Source organism: Sulfitobacter sp. R18_1 (genome assembly GCF_017743915.1).
GTDB lineage: Bacteria > Pseudomonadota > Alphaproteobacteria > Rhodobacterales > Rhodobacteraceae > Sulfitobacter > Sulfitobacter faviae.
The window spans coordinates 102,812-118,326 of record NZ_JAGHRG010000004.1; the positions used below are offsets into that span (position 1 = coordinate 102,812).

The 15,515-nt window shown below is 62.4% G+C and carries 15 protein-coding genes; 9 read left to right on the forward strand and 6 right to left on the reverse strand.

Annotated features, from left to right (window positions below):
- Positions 1 to 40 precede the first annotated feature (40 nt).
- Complete coding sequence (gene phnL, locus J7392_RS09855) at positions 41 to 724, forward strand: phosphonate C-P lyase system protein PhnL (protein ID WP_209217393.1); 684 nt, start codon at positions 41 to 43, stop codon at positions 722 to 724.
- The gene (gene phnN, locus J7392_RS09860) at positions 721 to 1,269 is read left to right on the forward strand and encodes a phosphonate metabolism protein/1,5-bisphosphokinase (PRPP-forming) PhnN (protein WP_209217394.1); all 549 of its coding nucleotides are present in this window, start codon (positions 721 to 723) and stop codon (positions 1,267 to 1,269) included. Before phnL ends, phnN begins: the two co-directional genes overlap by 4 nt.
- Here phnN and J7392_RS09865 read toward each other — a convergent pair.
- The gene (locus tag J7392_RS09865; protein ID WP_209217395.1) at positions 1,245 to 1,922 is read right to left on the reverse strand and encodes a DUF1045 domain-containing protein; all 678 of its coding nucleotides are present in this window, start codon (positions 1,920 to 1,922) and stop codon (positions 1,245 to 1,247) included. The genes phnN and J7392_RS09865 overlap by 25 nt on opposite strands.
- Before the next feature lie 47 nt (positions 1,923 to 1,969).
- Between J7392_RS09865 and J7392_RS09870 the strand changes: the two genes are divergently transcribed.
- The 5 genes from J7392_RS09870 to J7392_RS09890 all read left to right on the forward strand — a co-directional run bounded on the left by J7392_RS09870 (position 1,970) and on the right by J7392_RS09890 (position 7,763).
- Positions 1,970 to 3,118, forward strand: coding sequence for an alpha-D-ribose 1-methylphosphonate 5-triphosphate diphosphatase (locus J7392_RS09870; protein ID WP_209217396.1), 1,149 nt, complete (start codon positions 1,970 to 1,972; stop codon positions 3,116 to 3,118).
- A 211-nt stretch (positions 3,119 to 3,329) separates the two neighbouring features.
- On the forward strand, positions 3,330 to 5,726 hold the full coding sequence (locus tag J7392_RS09875) for a PAS domain S-box protein (protein WP_247744532.1): 2,397 nt from the start codon (positions 3,330 to 3,332) through the stop codon (positions 5,724 to 5,726).
- A gap of 60 nt (positions 5,727 to 5,786) precedes the next feature.
- Positions 5,787 to 6,074: an SH3 domain-containing protein gene (locus J7392_RS09880; RefSeq protein ID WP_209217398.1), complete on the forward strand. Its 288-nt coding sequence runs from the start codon at positions 5,787 to 5,789 to the stop codon at positions 6,072 to 6,074.
- A 164-nt stretch (positions 6,075 to 6,238) separates the two neighbouring features.
- Positions 6,239 to 7,174 (forward strand): class II glutamine amidotransferase, encoded by a 936-nt coding sequence (locus tag J7392_RS09885; RefSeq protein WP_209217399.1) that lies wholly within the window; start codon positions 6,239 to 6,241, stop codon positions 7,172 to 7,174.
- Positions 7,175 to 7,196: 22 nt separating this feature from the next.
- On the forward strand, positions 7,197 to 7,763 hold the full coding sequence (locus J7392_RS09890) for a poly-gamma-glutamate hydrolase family protein (protein WP_209217400.1): 567 nt from the start codon (positions 7,197 to 7,199) through the stop codon (positions 7,761 to 7,763).
- Between the two features lie 42 nt (positions 7,764 to 7,805).
- Here the strand turns inward: J7392_RS09890 and J7392_RS09895 are convergent, their stop codons facing one another.
- The 4 genes from J7392_RS09895 to J7392_RS09910 all read right to left on the reverse strand — a co-directional run bounded on the left by J7392_RS09895 (position 7,806) and on the right by J7392_RS09910 (position 11,727).
- The gene (locus tag J7392_RS09895; protein ID WP_209217401.1) at positions 7,806 to 8,657 is read right to left on the reverse strand and encodes an ABC transporter permease; all 852 of its coding nucleotides are present in this window, start codon (positions 8,655 to 8,657) and stop codon (positions 7,806 to 7,808) included.
- A 4-nt stretch (positions 8,658 to 8,661) separates the two neighbouring features.
- Positions 8,662 to 9,519: an ABC transporter permease gene (locus tag J7392_RS09900; RefSeq protein ID WP_209217402.1), complete on the reverse strand. Its 858-nt coding sequence runs from the start codon at positions 9,517 to 9,519 to the stop codon at positions 8,662 to 8,664.
- Positions 9,519 to 10,604, reverse strand: coding sequence for an ABC transporter ATP-binding protein (locus tag J7392_RS09905; RefSeq protein WP_209217403.1), 1,086 nt, complete (start codon positions 10,602 to 10,604; stop codon positions 9,519 to 9,521). Before J7392_RS09905 ends, J7392_RS09900 begins: the two co-directional genes overlap by 1 nt.
- A gap of 61 nt (positions 10,605 to 10,665) precedes the next feature.
- Positions 10,666 to 11,727: an extracellular solute-binding protein gene (locus J7392_RS09910; RefSeq protein ID WP_209217404.1), complete on the reverse strand. Its 1,062-nt coding sequence runs from the start codon at positions 11,725 to 11,727 to the stop codon at positions 10,666 to 10,668.
- A gap of 437 nt (positions 11,728 to 12,164) precedes the next feature.
- Here J7392_RS09910 and J7392_RS09915 point away from each other — a divergent pair, with 437 nt between their 5' ends.
- Positions 12,165 to 14,144 (forward strand): TonB-dependent receptor, encoded by a 1,980-nt coding sequence (locus tag J7392_RS09915; protein ID WP_209217405.1) that lies wholly within the window; start codon positions 12,165 to 12,167, stop codon positions 14,142 to 14,144.
- Positions 14,145 to 14,228: 84 nt separating this feature from the next.
- Here J7392_RS09915 and J7392_RS09920 read toward each other — a convergent pair whose 3' ends face one another.
- A complete protein-coding gene (locus J7392_RS09920; RefSeq protein WP_209217406.1) occupies positions 14,229 to 14,516 on the reverse strand; it encodes a DUF2218 domain-containing protein in 288 nt (95 codons plus the stop codon).
- Between the two features lie 104 nt (positions 14,517 to 14,620).
- On the opposite strand from J7392_RS09920, the gene J7392_RS09925 reads away from it, so the two are divergent.
- Positions 14,621 to 15,511: a siderophore ABC transporter substrate-binding protein gene (locus J7392_RS09925; protein WP_209217407.1), complete on the forward strand. Its 891-nt coding sequence runs from the start codon at positions 14,621 to 14,623 to the stop codon at positions 15,509 to 15,511.
- The last annotated feature ends 4 nt before the right edge of the window (positions 15,512 to 15,515 follow it).

The following is a 15,515-nucleotide window of genomic DNA, read 5'->3' on the forward strand; positions in this document are numbered from 1 at the left end:
AACCATTCAATTTCAGAATTATACCGAGCAAGGCTAAACCATGATACGCGTGGAAAATGTAAGCAAATCCTTCACCCTGCATAATCAGGGCGCTGCGGTGATCCCGGTGATGCGCGGTGGTGAGTTGACCGTGGCGCGCGGCGAATGCGTGGCGCTGACCGGGGCTTCGGGCGCCGGGAAATCGACGCTGATGCGGATGATCTATGGCAACTACCTGACCGCCTCGGGCCGGATCATGGTGGGCGATCTGGATGTCGCTCAAGCCGCCCCACGCGAGATACTGGAGCTGCGCCGTCATGTGCTGGGCTATGTCAGCCAGTTCCTACGCGTCGTGCCACGGGTGGCAACGCTGGATGTCGTGGCCGAGCCGCTGCGCGCGGTGGGCAGCAGTGAGGCCGAGGCACGGGCGCGGGCCGGAGAATTGCTCGCACAACTCAACATCCCCGAACGGCTTTGGCAGCTCAGCCCCACGACCTTTTCCGGCGGGGAGCAGCAGCGGGTGAACATCGCGCGCGGCTTTGCGCATCCCTACCCCGTCCTGCTGCTGGACGAGCCGACGGCGAGCCTTGATGCCACCAACCGCGCCACGGTGCTGGCGCTGATCGAAGAGGCCAAGGCCCGCGGCACGGCGATCTTGGGCATCTTCCATGACGAAGCCGCCCGCGACCAAATCTGCGACCGCGAAGTGGACGTGACCCGCTTCACCCCCGGGCTGGCCGCATGAGCGGGCGTTTCATCGCGGTGGTGGGGCCATCGGGCGTGGGCAAGGACAGCGTGATGGCAGCGCTGGCCGAGGCGCAGCCCGACCTCTTCCTCGCCCGCCGCGCCATCACCCGGCCCAGCGAAGCAGGCAGCGAAGACTTCGACGGGATCGACGAGGACACGTTCCTGCGACTGGAGACGGAAGGCGCCTTTGCCCTCAGCTGGGCCGCGCATGGGCTGCGCTATGGCATTCCCATCGCGGTCGATATGGCGCTGGTCGAGGGGCGCGACGTGCTGGCCAATCTCTCGCGCGCGGTGCTGACCGAAGCGAAGCTCAGGTTTGACCGGTTCGAGGTGCTGTCGCTCACCGCCGCGCCCGAAGTGCTGGCCGCGCGGCTGCGGGGCCGTGGGCGCGAAAGCGAAGCGGAAATCACCGCCCGGCTGGCCCGGGCCGAGCGGGACTTGCCCGACCATATCGCCGCCATCGAGATCGACAACTCCGGCCCGCTGAAGCAGACCGTGGCGCAGGCGCTGGCGGCGTTTTATCCCGAAAGGGCCGCGCGGTGAACCTCGTGGAACATACCGTCTTCGGCCTGCCCCACCAGCGTCAGGCTGTCCAGCACGAAGGGCTGCGGCAGATGCGGCGTGATATAGGGGGCGAGCGCTGCGGTGACCTGCGGCAGATCGGCCTTGGGCAGCTTGCCGGTCAAGGTGATGTGAAAGCGGAACGCCTCCATCACATAAGGATAGCCCCATTGGCTGAGGTTGGCCTCTTGCACCGGGGTCAGATTGGCCTGACGCCTGCGGGCCAGTTCGGCTTCGGTCGGCGGCGCGCGGAAAGTATCGAGGCCGCGCACCACCTCGGCGGCCATGGCGTTGAGCGCGGCGGTGTCCCCCGCGGGCGTCAGCGCCAGAAACCGGCCCAGCGGGGTGAGCGCCAGCCCATCCAGCGTGACGGGCGCGAGCCGCGTGCAAAGCGCCTCGAACTCGGACAGCACCCCGTCAGCCGATGCGCCTTCGGCCAGTACGAACGGCGGTTTGATCGTCGCATGCAGCCCGTATTTGCGCGGCGTCTGGGTCAGCGCGGCCACGTCCAGCCCCGCGACCTCAGGATGCGCCACGGCACGCCCGCGCGCCAAATCCCACCCCAGCCAAGCGGCCCCAGCCTCGGCCAATGCGCCCTTGGGCGTGTAATAGATCGCGTAGCGGTCGAACTTCATTCATCTTCTCCCTGCATCCATAGATGCGCAACAAGCGTGACCTTCACATGACAAAAGAAACCATTCTCGCCAATGCTAAAATCATCCTGCCCGATGCGGTGATCCCCGGCAGCGTGGTGCTGCGCGACGGGGTGATCGCCGATATCGCCGAAGGCACCGCCCTGCCCAAAGGGGCGATCGATTGCGAGGGCCGCTACGTCGCCCCCGGTCTGGTGGAGCTGCATACCGACAACCTAGAGCGCCACATAAAGCCGCGGCCCAAGGTCGACTGGCCGCACCGTGCCGCAATCATCGCCCATGACCGCGAACTGGCGGGCACCGGGATCACCACGGTTTTCGACGCGATCCGGGTGGGATCGATCCTCTCGGACGAAGGGCGCAAACGTTACGGAAAATACGCCCGCGACATGGCCGATGAGATCTTGATGATGCGCGACAGCGGGGCGCTGGCGATCAGCCACCATATCCACCTGCGCGCCGAGATCTGTTCGGAAACGCTGGAAGAGGAACTGGCCGAGTTTGGCCCCGACGACAAGGTCGGCATCGTCAGCCTGATGGATCACACCCCCGGCCAGCGGCAATTCCGCGACGTGCAAAAGTTCGAGGATTACGTCTGCGGCAAGAACGGCCTGCCGCGGGAGGATTTCGGCGATTACGTCACCTTCCTACATGGGTTGCAGGACCGGCTGGGGGCGAAACATGAAGCGGCTGCGGTGGCAGCGGCGGCGCGCTATGGTGCGGCGCTGGCCAGCCATGATGACACCACCGCCGAACAGGTCGCGACCAGCCATGCCCATGGCGTGCGGCTGGCCGAATTCCCCACCACCCGCGAAGCGGCAGAGGCGTGCCATGCCCAAGGCATCGCCACGATCATGGGCGCGCCCAACCTCGTGCGCGGCGGCTCGCATTCGGGCAATGTTGCGGCCAAGGAACTGGCGGAACTGGACCTGCTCGATATCCTGTCGTCCGACTATGTACCCGCAGCCCTTTTGCTGGGCGCAGTGCAACTGGGCAACCTATGGGGCGATATGGCCCGCGGGCTCGCCACCGTGACCCGCACGCCCGCGCATCATGTAGGGCTGACCGACCGGGGCGAGATCGCTCTGGGCGCGCGGGCCGATCTGATCCTCTTTGACATCATGAAAGACGCGCCGATCCTGGCTTCGGTCTATGCCATGGGCAACCGCGTGGCGTGACCGCGCCCTGCCCCCCTGCGCATCCGCCGGTCGCGGCGGGTGCCCCTCCCTTTGATCTGCGCAAAAACCCGCCCCTTGTACGAATGTGGCTTTTTGCCCTCGTCTTGTCGCTCCATAAGGCTAGGTTAAACAAACCTGCATCTTGCAGTAACAATTTAGCCGGTCATCATGGCCGACAAGTTTGAGGAAAATGGTGCGAGAAGCATTCAGATTGGCGAGTGATCGCCTTGGCCAGATCGTCGAAGATGCGGCCAGCGAAGTTTACCTGTTTTCAGTCGAAGATTTCACATTCACCCTCGCCAATCGCGGCGCGCGGGAGAACCTTGGCTATTCGATGGAAGAGCTGCGCGGCATGGCGGCTTGGGACATCAAGCCCGAACTCTCGCGCGAGGCGTTTCTGGAACTCGTACAACCGCTGCTGAGCGGTGAGAAGGCGACGCTGGAATATGAGACGATCCACCAGCGCAAGGACGGGTCGCGCTATAGCGTGCTGACCCATCTGCAATTGATCGTGACTGAGAATGACACGGTCCTCTACGCGGCCATTCAGGACATCACCAAACAGAAAGAGACCAACGCGGCGCTGACCAAAGTCTCGGCCCGGCTGGACGCGATCCTGAGCAACACCACGATGGCCATCTTCATGATGGACGACAAACAGCAATGCGTCTTCATGAACCGCGCAGCCGAAGAGTTGACCGGCTATAAATTCGAGGAAACCGTCGGCAGACCGCTGCATGACGTGATCCACCACACCCACCCCGACGGGCGGCATTTCCCGATCGAAGACTGCGCCATCGACCGCGCTTTTCCGGAAAACCACCAAACGCAGGGTGAGGAAACCTTTGTCCATAAGGACGGCAGTTTCTACCCCGTGGGCTTCACCGCCTCGCCGATGAAGGATGAGACGGGCAAGACCGTGGGCACCGTGATCGAGGTCCGCGACCTGCGCGAAGAACTGCGCGCACGCAATGCCGAGATTGAGTTCAACAACGCGCTGAAAACCAAGGTCGAAGAGGCCATGGCCGAACGGGACCGGCTTGAGGCGCAGTTGGTACAGGCGCAAAAGATGGAAGCCGTGGGCCAACTCACTGGCGGCATTGCGCATGACTTCAACAACCTGCTTCAGGTGGTGGGCAGCAACCTTCAGCTTTTGTCAAAGGAACTGGCCGAGAGCGACGCCAAGCGGCGGTTTGTCGACAACGCCATGGCGGGGGTGTCGCGCGGCGCAAAGCTGACCGCGCAACTGCTCGCCTTTGGGCGGCAGCAGCCCTTGGAGCCGAAGCCGCAAAACCTTGGCCGATTGGTGCGGGGCATGGACGACATGCTGCGCCGCACCCTTGGCGAAGGGATCGAGGTCGAGACGGTGATCTCGGGCGGACTGTGGAACTGTCTTGTCGATCCGGCGCAGTTGGAAAACGTGATCCTGAACCTTGCGATCAACGCGCGCGACGCGATGGCCCACCATGGCAAGCTGACAATCGAAGTGGGCAACGCCGCACTTGACGACGCCTATGCCCAAAGCCACCCGAATGTGGCCCCCGGCCAATATGTCATGCTGGCGATCACTGATACCGGCGCAGGCATCGCACCGGAGATCATGGAGAAGGTCTTTGACCCCTTCTTCACCACCAAAGACACGGGCGAAGGCACGGGGCTTGGCCTCAGCATGGTTTACGGCTTCATCAAACAGTCCGGCGGTCATATCAAACTCTACAGCGAAGAGAACCAAGGCACGACCGTGCGGGTCTACCTGCCGCGCACACAGCGCAAGGAGGAAAGCGCCCCGCTGCCCGCCACCACCGACACGCCCACCGGCAGTGGCGAGGTGATCCTCGTGGTCGAAGACGATGCCGCCGTGCGTGAGACTGCTGTCGATCAACTGCGCGATCTTGGCTACGGCGTGCTTACCGCCGAGAATGCGGACAGCGCGCTGGCGATCGTCAAAAGCGGGGTGCAGATCAACCTATTGTTCACCGATGTGGTCATGCCCGGCAAAATCCGCAGCCCCGAGCTTGCCCGCGAGGCCAAGGCGCATCTGCCGAATGTCGGCGTGCTCTTTACCTCGGGCTACACGCAAAACGCCATCGTTCATGCCGGAAGGCTCGACGAAGGGGTCGATCTGCTGAGCAAACCCTACACCCGCGAACGGCTGGCGCTGAAAATCCATGAGATCCTCTCGCGCCAAACCAGCGCCGACACCGCCCCGACAGTGGCGGAGACCGCGCCGAGCGCCGATGACGCGCCGAAGGTGCTGTTGGTCGAAGACGATGCGCTGATCTGCATGGCCACGGCGGATATGCTCTCTGATCTGGGCTATGCCGTGACCGAGGCCGACAGCGTCGCCGCCGCGGAACGCAGCCTTCAGGCAGAGCGGTTTGATGTCATGTTCACCGATCTTGGCCTGCCCGATGGCTCCGGCATGGAACTGGTGCAGCATGTGACGCAGCTGCGCCCCGAGATCGCCGTGATCATCGCCTCGGGTGCCGATCCGCGGGAATATGCCGAAGGCGATTCAGAGGCGGCGCGCTATGTCAGCTTGATGAAACCCTATGACGAACATTCGTTAAAACGGGCGTTGGAGCAGTGCAAGGCGGCGGCGGAATAAGGCGGCTAGGATCAGCCCGGTTTTCGATCTATGAGAAAGAAAACAAAAGAGAGGCAGATCATGCGCAGCATTACATTCGCAGCCGTTTCCACCGCTATGTTCATCGCTGGTTGCGCGGGCGTGGCCAGTGACCGCGTCATGGTCCACCGCACCGGGCCGGATGAGCTTTTGAAACTGCGGTCCGGGCCGGGCTTGGACTTCGGGATCATCATGGGGCTGCCCGACGGCACCGTCCTGAACCGCCGCGACTGCGTGACCGAGATCGGACAATTGTGGTGCCGCGTCTCACTCGCCGATGCGCCTGAGGTGCAGGGCTATGTCTCGGCGGATTATATCTCTGACATCTGATTTATGACCTCGGGTGGCCCGTTTGCAGGGCCGCCCCCAGCCGACGGGCGCATCGCCCTGACCGCGCTGCCGCGTCCTAAGTCGATTTTCTCGCGCCTTGCTCTATCTCAGCCCTTCACACCCTTTTTCGAAGTCGCTGAAATATCTCAAGAGTAAGGAAAACCATGTGCCGCTTCCTCGCCTATATCGGACCTGAACTGCCAATCGAGTCGCTGCTCCTTGCGCCTGAGAACAGCCTGCTGAACCAAAGCCTCGACCCGGAACTGCACCCAAGCCTGCAATTGGCTGGATGGGGTTTCGCCGCCTGGAGCGACCATCTTCTGCATCCCGAAGCGCCGCTGCGCTACCACCGGCCCAAGGCCGCCTTTCACGACGACAACGCCAAATCGGTGATCCCCAGCTTGCAGGCGCACACGCTACTGTCGCATATCCGAGCGGCCTCTTATGACGCCAGCGTAGTGCAGGCCGATGAGAACTGCCACCCGTTCTCCTTTGACCATACGCCGTGGATCATCGCCCAGAACGGCGCCCTGCCCCATTGGCGGCAATTGCAGCGCGAACTCCTGCCTCATTGCAAGGATCGCTACCTCACCCAGATGCGCGGCACGACGGATACGGAATTCCTTTATGTGCTGCTGCTGTCCCTGCTGGAGGGCGACAGCGACGAAGACGTGCAGCGCGGGTTTGAAAAGCTGGTGCAGGTGATCTGCAAGGCTGCCCGCGACCTCGACCTCGCCGCGCTCACCAAACTCAAGATCGCGCTGGTCAGCAGGGAGCGGATCATCGGCGTGAACTTTGGCTGCGGCCATGAGGGCGAGACGGATGTCACAGGCGATTGGCAGAAGCTGCGGGATGAGGACCTGCCCCTGTCGATGCTGCTTGAACCGATCTACCTGCTCACCGGGGCGAATTTTCAGGACTATGCGAACACCTATGACATCGACGCCTGCCCCGAGGGGGAGGCGACCTCGGCCATCCTCGCGTCGGAACCGCTGACCGAAAACGCAGAGGAATGGCTGAAGATCGAATTCGGCGAGATCGTATTTCTGGAGCGGAAGGATGGGCTGATCCGCAAAACGGTCCGCGAGCTCGACGTGTAACCGCCATTCAACAGGAGCCTTTATGGCAGATCGCTTCCAAAACTTCGCCGACCTCTCCGCCGAGATGGCCGCGGGCGTCGATTACCGCATCCGGGCCGAGGACCGCGGCAGCGCGGTCGTAATGCTGGCCCCGCATGGCGGCACGATCGAACCCGAGACGGGCCTGATCGCCGAGGTCATCGCGGGACGCGACCTGTCGCTCTATGTCTTCGAGGCGCTAAAACCGGGGGCGCATGGGGGTTTTCACATCACCTCGCACCGTTTCGATGAGCCGCAGGCGCTGGCGCTTGTCGGCGGTGCCGAGGGGGCCGTCGCCGTGCATGGCCGCAAGGACGATGGCACCGAAACCGTATGGCTCGGCGGGCGGGACAAGGCGATGCGCGATGCCATTGGTGCCGCCCTGCGCGCGGCGGGCTTCGGGGCGGAGGTGAACACCACCCTGCCCGGCCTGCATGAGACGAATATCTGCAACCGCACCCGCAAGGGCACGGGGGTCCAGCTTGAACTGCCCCGGTCGCTGAGGCGTCATCTGGCGGAGGATTCGGATTTGCTTGAAAGGTTCAGCCGGGCGGTGCGTGCCGCGCTTTAGCCGGAAGTTGCAGGCCCGGCTGGCGGGCCTGCCGGGGGGCGCTTAGCCCTTTTTCTGGAACAGGATCACCAGCAGCGCCAAAAGCGACGAGCCCAGCATCAAGAGCAGCGACACGGCGTTCAGCAGCGGGGTCGACCCCTCTTTCAGCCGGTCGAACATGGCGATGGTCAGCGGCGCGTCGGAGCCCACGAGCATCAGCGTGGTGTTGAAGTTCTCAAAGCTCATCAAAAACGCCACCACCACGGCCCCGACTATCGCAGGCGCAAGGAACGGCAGCGTGATCGTGCGCACCGCTGTCAGACGGTCCGCGCCAAGGTTCAGCGCCGCCTCCTCCAAGGTCCGGTCGAATTTCTGCAACCGGGCCGAGATCACCAGCGTGGCGATGGTGGTGATAAAGCTGAACTGCCCGAGGATCACCAAAAGCAGACCGGGGCGCAGCGCCTGAATGTCGATCTGCGCCAAGTCCCAAACACCATTGGCCAGCGTCGAAGAGAAGACCAGAACCGAGATGCCTAGGACGATGCCGGGGATCACCAGCGGCAGCAGCATCAGCACATAGAGGAACCCCTTGCCACGGAACTCATAGCGGTTGAACAGGAAGGCGTTGGTCGTGCCCACGCAGACGGAAAGCACCGCCACGCAGAGCGCCACAAAGGCCGAGGTGCCGACCGCGCGCAGAATGCCGCGCTCGTGAAAGACGCCGATCTGCGGGCGCTCCTCGCCAAAGAACCAATTCCATGTGAACCCCTCCCACGGGAGAGAGGGGAACTGGCTGTCGTTGAAGGCGAAGACCGCCACCACGGTCAGCGGCAGGGCCAGATAGAGAAAGAACAGCGCCACATAGCCACCATAGACGATGCGAAAGCTGCGTGATTGCGGGATTGTTGGGATCATTGGATCACCCCATCGTTTCCTTGAGGGTCCGGCCCGTCAGCCAGAGCATCCCCCAGACGATCACCGAAGACAGCACCAACAGCATAAAGCCAAAGGCGGCGCCAAGCTCCCAATTGGAGCGTACGATGAACTGGTTATAGATCATTTCGGTGAACCACAGGCTGTCCTTGCCGCCCAGCATGGTCGGCGTCAGGTAGTTGCCCAAGCTCAGCATGAAGACCACGATACAGCCCGATACGATGCCGGGCATGGCATGGGGGATGATGATCTCACGCAGGACGGAAAGCCCGCTGCCGCCCAGATCATAGCCCGCCTCGATCACACTGTCGTCGAGGCTTTCCAGCGTAGTAACAAGCGGCACCACCATGAAGAGCATGGAGGTATAGACCAGCCCGACCATCATCGTGGCATCGGTATAAAGCAGCTCGACCGGACGGTCCGCCAGCCCCACCCATTGCAACAGGTTCGAGACGAGACCCGTCTCGCGCAGCAGGATCATCCAGCCAAAGGTGCGCACCAGTTCGGAGACGTAAAACGGGATCAGGCAGAGCAGGAACAACACCTGCTGCAAGCGCCCCTTCGCCATTTTGGCGATGTAATAGGCAACCGGAAAGGCGATCAGCAGCGTCAGCGCGGTGGCCAGCACTGACATCACCGCCGTGCGCCAGAAGGTGCGCAAATACAGCGGTTCGGTCAGCGCCTTTTCATATTGCGCCAGACTGGTTTCATAGACGCCAAAGCTGATCCGCTCGCGTAGCGAAATCAGCAGCATGTCGATATGCGGGATGATGATCAAAAGCCCCAGCCACAACACCAAGGGTGTCAGCAGCAGGTAGAATGTCAGTCGCGATTGGCTGCGCATCACGCGCCCCCAAAGCAGGTCGCCTGCCCCGCGCCCCAGCCGATATGCACCACGTCGCCGCGTTTCAGGCTTGAGAACTCCCCCGATTGCGGCAGCGTGACTTCGAGCGTCTCACCCACATCATCCTGCACCAAGACGCGGGAAGCCGCGCCGTTGAACAACAGGCTGGTGACAGTGCCCTTTAGCTGATTGTCGAACCCCGACAGCGCATCGGCACTGGCAGCCAGCCGAATGGATTCAGGCCGCACGAAAATCTCTGCCTTTGCCCCTTGGACAAGGCCCGCGCCCGTGGCGCGCATGGCAAGCCCGCTGTCGGTGCGCAGTTGCAGGGCGTCGCCCTCCACCCGTTCGATCCGGCCTTTCCAGCGGTTCGACTCTCCGATGAAACCGGCGACGAAGGGTGTTTCGGGGCGGTAGTAGAGATCTTGCCCCCGGCCCACCTGCTCGAACTGGCCATTGCTCATCACCGCGATCTGGTCGGACATCACCAGCGCTTCGGATTGGTCGTGGGTGATATAGACGAATGTCGTGTCAAAGGCGGCTTGCAGGGCCTTCAGCTCAACCTTCATATGTTCGCGCAGCTTGAGGTCCAGCGCCCCCAGCGGCTCATCCAGCAGCAGCACGTCCGGCTCTAACACCATGCAGCGCGCGATGGCGACCCGTTGCTTCTGCCCGCCCGAAAGCTCATCCGCCTTGCGCGCGCCGATGCCCGGCAGGCCGATCCGGTCGAGCGCCTCATCGACCTTGCGCGCGATCTCGGCCTTGGGCATGCCGCGACGGCGCAGCCCGTAGCCGATATTCTCGGCGATCGTCATCATCGGGAAAAGCGCCAGATGTTGGAACACCATGTTCACCGGGCGCTTGTTCGGCGGCGTATCGAGCACCGAGCCGCCCTTGATCCGAATGTCACCAGAGGTGGGGTCGAGAAACCCCGCGATCATCCGCATGATTGTTGTTTTGCCGCAGCCCGAAGGCCCGAGGATGGAGAAGAAACTGCCGGGCGGCACCGTGAAGGAGACGTTGTCAACAGCGGTGGTATCGCCGAACCGCTTAACGAGGTCGACGCATTCCAGATCTGGGGTCATGTGAATTCCGTATAAAGAAGCGACACCCCCAATATGAGGGTGCCGCTCGTAGGGTCAGTTATCAGTTGGCAGCTTGGACGCGGTCCAGCACTTCGCCTTCGATGGTTTCCAGACCGGCGGGCACCGGCGGATACCATTTGATATTGTCGACGGCTTCTTGCGGGAAGCTGTTCTGATACTTGGCTTTCAGGCTGTCTTCGGCAAACTCATCCGCGCCTGCGGAGGCGGTGAAGTTGCCCGCCGCTGCGGTGATCATCGCCGCGATTTCCGGCTGCATGACGAAGTTGATCCACTCATAGGCCACATCGTCGGCCTGCCCTTTGGCGGGCAGAACGAAGGTGTCGATCCAGCCCAGCGCGCCCGAGGCCGGGGCCACGAAGGTAATGTCGGCGTTGTCGTCGTTCAGCTTCCAGCCGCCGGTGTCCCATGCCATGGAGGCGGTCACCTCGCCCGAGCGCAGCAGGTTCATCAGCTCATCGCCGCCGCCCCAGTAGGTTTTGACGTTCTCTTTGCATTCGATCAGCTTCTCTTCGACCTTGCCCATGATCTCAGCATATTTCGCTTCGTCGTCGTAGGCGGCAAAGGGGTCTTCACCCATGGCGAAGGCGAAACCGATCAGTGTCGGACGCTTCAGGCGGTAGGACACTTTGCCCGCCACTTCGGGCGCGCAGAGGTCGGTGTAATCCTTGACCGTGTCACCCGCTTCGGCGGTGTTCATCACCAGACCGGAGGTGCCCCAGACGTGCGGCACGCCATAGACATCGCCGTTCACGGTGGTGTTGGCCATGGTCGCGTCGAGCATGGAGGGGATGAAAAGCTCTTTGTTCAGCTTGGAGACATCGATCGGCTTGTAGATGCCGAATTCCATCTGCGGCCCCATGATGCGGTCTTGCGACGGCTGGGCGAGGTCGAAACCACCGCCGCCCGTCGCGCGCAGCTTGGCGATCATTTCTTCGTTGTTGGATTTCGTGACTTCGACGGTATGGCCGGTCTCTTCTTCGAATTTCGCGACCACGTCCTCAGGTGCGTAGCCGCCCCATGTCAAAAGGCGCAGCGTGTCGGCTTGGGCCACGGAGGCGAGCCCCGCCAGCATGGTGACGGCCAGCAGAATGGTTCTTGTCATGGGAAATCCTCTTTCTAGTGTACTCATTGTCGGCAGAATGCGCGCGTTAGACCAGTTGGTCAATTTATACTTCGGCGCATCGCGGCTCCTTGTGGCCTGAGAGTGCAAAAGATTTGTGACAGTGGCGGAAAATGCCGTTTGTTTTGGCAGGGTTGCTTTCGGCGGCAGCAGCCATGCGCCGGGGGCTGACGGGGCCGCCTGCGCTTTCGGGGGCCAAGGGGAATGCACCTCTTCGCGGTCCGAGCTGCCCCTTTTTCGAGGTGATCCACGGCCCCGCGCCCCTGCTCCCGACCCCTTACCTTTACCCAAAAGACACAGGCAGCCCCTCGCCAAAATCATGCCTCTTGAGATTCCTGACAGTTTCTATAAGGAATCGCCGCAACGCCGTCCGGGGGGTGCTTTTCCGGGTCCGGGCCGTTTGAGTAAGGGGAAATTTGATGAAGCCGACACATGCATTTGCTTGCCTTGCCGCGGGGATGATTCCCGCCGCGGGCCAAGCGCAAAGCACTAACGACGACGCCTTTCTGGGAACCATCGTTCTTGAGATGCCAGCCGTTCCAGGGATGGAAGACGATGACATCTCCATTTCCAGCGAAGGGCTGGCGCTGAGCAACCCTGCGGACCTGTCCGAACTTTTCGTGGCCGAGCCGACCATCGCGGTGGGCAGTTCGATCCCGATGTCGCAAAAGGTCTATGTCAACGGGATCGAGGAGAACAACCTCGCCATTTCCATCGACGGCGCGCGGCAGAACAACAAGGTGTTCCACCACAACACCACCACGCTGATCGACCCCGCCCTGCTAAAAGCCGCCCGCGTCGACCCCGGCGTGGCCCCCGCCGATGCGGGCCCCGGCGCCTTGGGCGGCGCGCTGGCGTATGAGACCAAGGACGCGAGCGATCTGCTGGCCCCGGGCGAGAGCTTTGGCGGGCGCTACAAGCTGGAATACGACAGCAACGGCGACATCTTTTCGAACAGCCTGTCGGTCTATGGCCGTGAAGGCGGGTTTGAATACCTCGGCTTTGCAAAGGTCGCCGAAGGCGGGCTGCGCGAAGATGGCAATGGCGACGAGATCATCGGTTCGGGCACCGACCTGCTCAGCGGGCTGGGCAAATTGGCCTACGAGGCGCAGAGCGGCGACCGGGTCGAGCTGTCGTACGAACGGGTGGTCGACGATGAAATCCGCCCCTACCGGGCGAACCTCGGTGCCATCATCGGGGGCCGTCCGCTTCCTGCGGACCGCCCCTATGATCTGGAGCGCACCAATATCGTCCTGAGCTACAGCGACACCACGCCCACGGCGATGTGGAACCCCACCGCACGGCTGGCCTATAGCGGGACCAAACTGGTCAACGACGAGTCGGCGCTGTCGACCAATTCGATCACCAGCGGTGAAACCGTGAGCCTGAGCGGCGAATTCTCAAACCGTTTCGCACTGTGCTGGGGTGAGTTGAACGCAGGTCTCGACTTCTACTCCGATGAGGCCGATCTGGACTATCGCGACCTTTCCTCCGGCGCGCGTGAAGCGGCGACTGAGAAACTCAGCAACATCGGTCTTTTCGCCCAAGCGCGGATGGAGCCCACAAGCAACGCGCGGCTCTCTTTCGGGGCGCGGGCCGATTTTCAGGATTTCGAGGGGACCGACGGTTCCTCGCAGTCTGAATCGGGCCTCTCGGGCAATATCTCGGGCGAATATGACCTCTCGGACGACCTGACGATCAGCGCGGGCTATTCCCACGTCTGGGGCGGTCTGGAACTGGCCGAGAATTATATCCTCAACCCCGCGTGGGACTATGGTTCCGGCATCGAGGAAGTCACCGCCGATAACCTCTACCTCGCCGCGAATTACACCATGGGCGCATGGGTCGTCGACGGCAAGCTGTTCGCCACCAACATCGACAACGCACGCGCCGCCAGCTATCGCGGTGGCCCGGCCTTCACTGCGGATGTGCAATCGCGCGGCTTTGAACTGGGTCTAGGCACCGCATGGGAAGATGGTTTCTTCCGCGCTGGCTTTGCCCGTATCGACACCGAGATCAATGGCCGGTCTGCCGACTCCTACTACGGCAACTACCTGACCATGCCGATGGGCGATTTCCTGACCTTCCAAGTGGCGCATCGTTTGAACAACGGGGTTCTCTTGGGTGGCGATGTGCAGGTGGCCTTCGACTTTGACGATACCTATGACGCCGCCACAGGCGGCAGCGGGCCGGAGTTGGACGGCTACACGATCGCCAATGTCTTTGCCGAATACACGCCCAAGCGGATGGACAACCTGACCCTGCGCGCCGAGGTGAACAACCTCTTCGATGAGCAATACAGCAGCCGCGCCACCTATGGCCAAGAGTTCGTGGGCGAAGTGGAGCCGCTGACCGAGCCCGGCCGCTCCATCCGCGTCAGCGCCGAGATCGTCTTCTGATCAAAGGCTAGGCTTGGTCGAACCCCGGTTCGGCCCGTTGCCCGGCGCCCATTACGGCGCCGGGATTTTCTGTGAAGGGGCGGCCTATTCGACCGTCCAAACCATGTTCTTTTCTGTTTCCCGGAAGGCGAAAGTTTCAAGATGCCGGTCAATGACACTATGCAGCGCAGGCACCATCTCGGGATCGTCGAGCGTCGCCGTGACGGTGAGGCCCTTGCTGTCCGCCGTCATATAGGCCGTGCCCATCTCGAAAGCGGCCCAGCCCTTTTCGGCGTCGTAAGATGTCTCGATCTTATGGCCGAAATGTTTGCACAGCTGCTGCAAGTATTTCGAGCCGTTCTCGGTTTGGTAAAATCCTGTGGTCGTCGGCATGGCGCTCTCTCCGGATGCATTTTCTTCCTTAGTCCTAAGCCGGGCCATGGAAATGGTAAACACCGGCCCGGCTCCCCCTCCTCCCTGATGAAAGAGTTACCGCTATGATCAAACCCCTTGCCCTTCTGGCCCTGCTTTTCGCCACGCCCACGCTGGCCGAGACCGTGACGGTCGACACCGCCCGCGGCCCTGCCGAAGCGCCGCTTACCCCCGCCACGGTGGCGGTCTACGATCTGGCGGCCTTCGACAGCCTCACCGCGCTTGGCGTCACACCGCAGGGCTTGGTGCGCCCGGTCTATCTGCCCTACCTCGAAGAGGCGGCAGCGGGGACCGAGGTCATCGGCTCTCTTTTCGAGCCGGACTACGAAGCGCTTTTCGCCCTCGATCCCGACCTGATCATCGCCGGGGGGCGCAGCACCGAACAGGTGCCGGAACTGGCGCGGATCGCGCCCACCTTGGACATGACCATCTGGCAAGACACCATCGGCGAAGGGCTGGCCCGGTTGGAAGCATACGGCAAGGTTTTCGACAAAGAGGAAGAGGCCGCAGCTCTGACGGCAGCCTTTGAGGATAAGCTCGCCCAGACCAAAGAGGCGCTGGCGGGCAAGGGCCGCGCGCTCATCGTGATGACCAATGGGCCGAAGATCAGCGCCTATGGCATCGGCGGGCGCTTTGGCTGGCTGCATGAGGCGCTTGGCCTGCCCGAAGCGGTGCAGGATGTCGAGATGGCCGACCACGGTGAGGCGATCAGCTTTGAATTCATCCGCGAAGCCAACCCCGACATCCTGCTGGTGATCGACCGGATGGCGGCCATCGGTCAGGAAAGCGACGGCGCGCGGGCGACGCTCGACAACGCATTGGTGCATGAGACGACCGCATGGAAAACCGGCCAAGTCGTGCATCTGAGCGCCGCGCCCATCTACATCGCAGGCGGCGGCATCCAGTCGATGACCCTCACGCTGGATGAGATCAACGCCGCCCTGACGGAGCAGTAAACCC

What these genes read in the sequence shown, in the direction of transcription:
- phnL (WP_209217393.1), top strand. Translation starts at nt 41, where the DNA reads ATGATACGCGTGGAAAATGTAAGCAAATCCTTCACCCTGCATAATCAG.
- phnN (WP_209217394.1), top strand. Translation starts at nt 721, where the DNA reads ATGAGCGGGCGTTTCATCGCGGTGGTGGGGCCATCGGGCGTGGGCAAG.
- J7392_RS09865 (WP_209217395.1), bottom strand. Translation starts at nt 1,922, where the DNA reads ATGAAGTTCGACCGCTACGCGATCTATTACACGCCCAAGGGCGCATTG.
- J7392_RS09870 (WP_209217396.1), top strand. Translation starts at nt 1,970, where the DNA reads ATGACAAAAGAAACCATTCTCGCCAATGCTAAAATCATCCTGCCCGAT.
- J7392_RS09880 (WP_209217398.1), top strand. Translation starts at nt 5,787, where the DNA reads ATGCGCAGCATTACATTCGCAGCCGTTTCCACCGCTATGTTCATCGCT.
- J7392_RS09885 (WP_209217399.1), top strand. Translation starts at nt 6,239, where the DNA reads ATGTGCCGCTTCCTCGCCTATATCGGACCTGAACTGCCAATCGAGTCG.
- J7392_RS09890 (WP_209217400.1), top strand. Translation starts at nt 7,197, where the DNA reads ATGGCAGATCGCTTCCAAAACTTCGCCGACCTCTCCGCCGAGATGGCC.
- J7392_RS09895 (WP_209217401.1), bottom strand. Translation starts at nt 8,657, where the DNA reads ATGATCCCAACAATCCCGCAATCACGCAGCTTTCGCATCGTCTATGGT.
- J7392_RS09900 (WP_209217402.1), bottom strand. Translation starts at nt 9,519, where the DNA reads ATGCGCAGCCAATCGCGACTGACATTCTACCTGCTGCTGACACCCTTG.
- J7392_RS09905 (WP_209217403.1), bottom strand. Translation starts at nt 10,604, where the DNA reads ATGACCCCAGATCTGGAATGCGTCGACCTCGTTAAGCGGTTCGGCGAT.
- J7392_RS09910 (WP_209217404.1), bottom strand. Translation starts at nt 11,727, where the DNA reads ATGACAAGAACCATTCTGCTGGCCGTCACCATGCTGGCGGGGCTCGCC.
- J7392_RS09915 (WP_209217405.1), top strand. Translation starts at nt 12,165, where the DNA reads ATGAAGCCGACACATGCATTTGCTTGCCTTGCCGCGGGGATGATTCCC.
- J7392_RS09920 (WP_209217406.1), bottom strand. Translation starts at nt 14,516, where the DNA reads ATGCCGACGACCACAGGATTTTACCAAACCGAGAACGGCTCGAAATAC.
- J7392_RS09925 (WP_209217407.1), top strand. Translation starts at nt 14,621, where the DNA reads ATGATCAAACCCCTTGCCCTTCTGGCCCTGCTTTTCGCCACGCCCACG.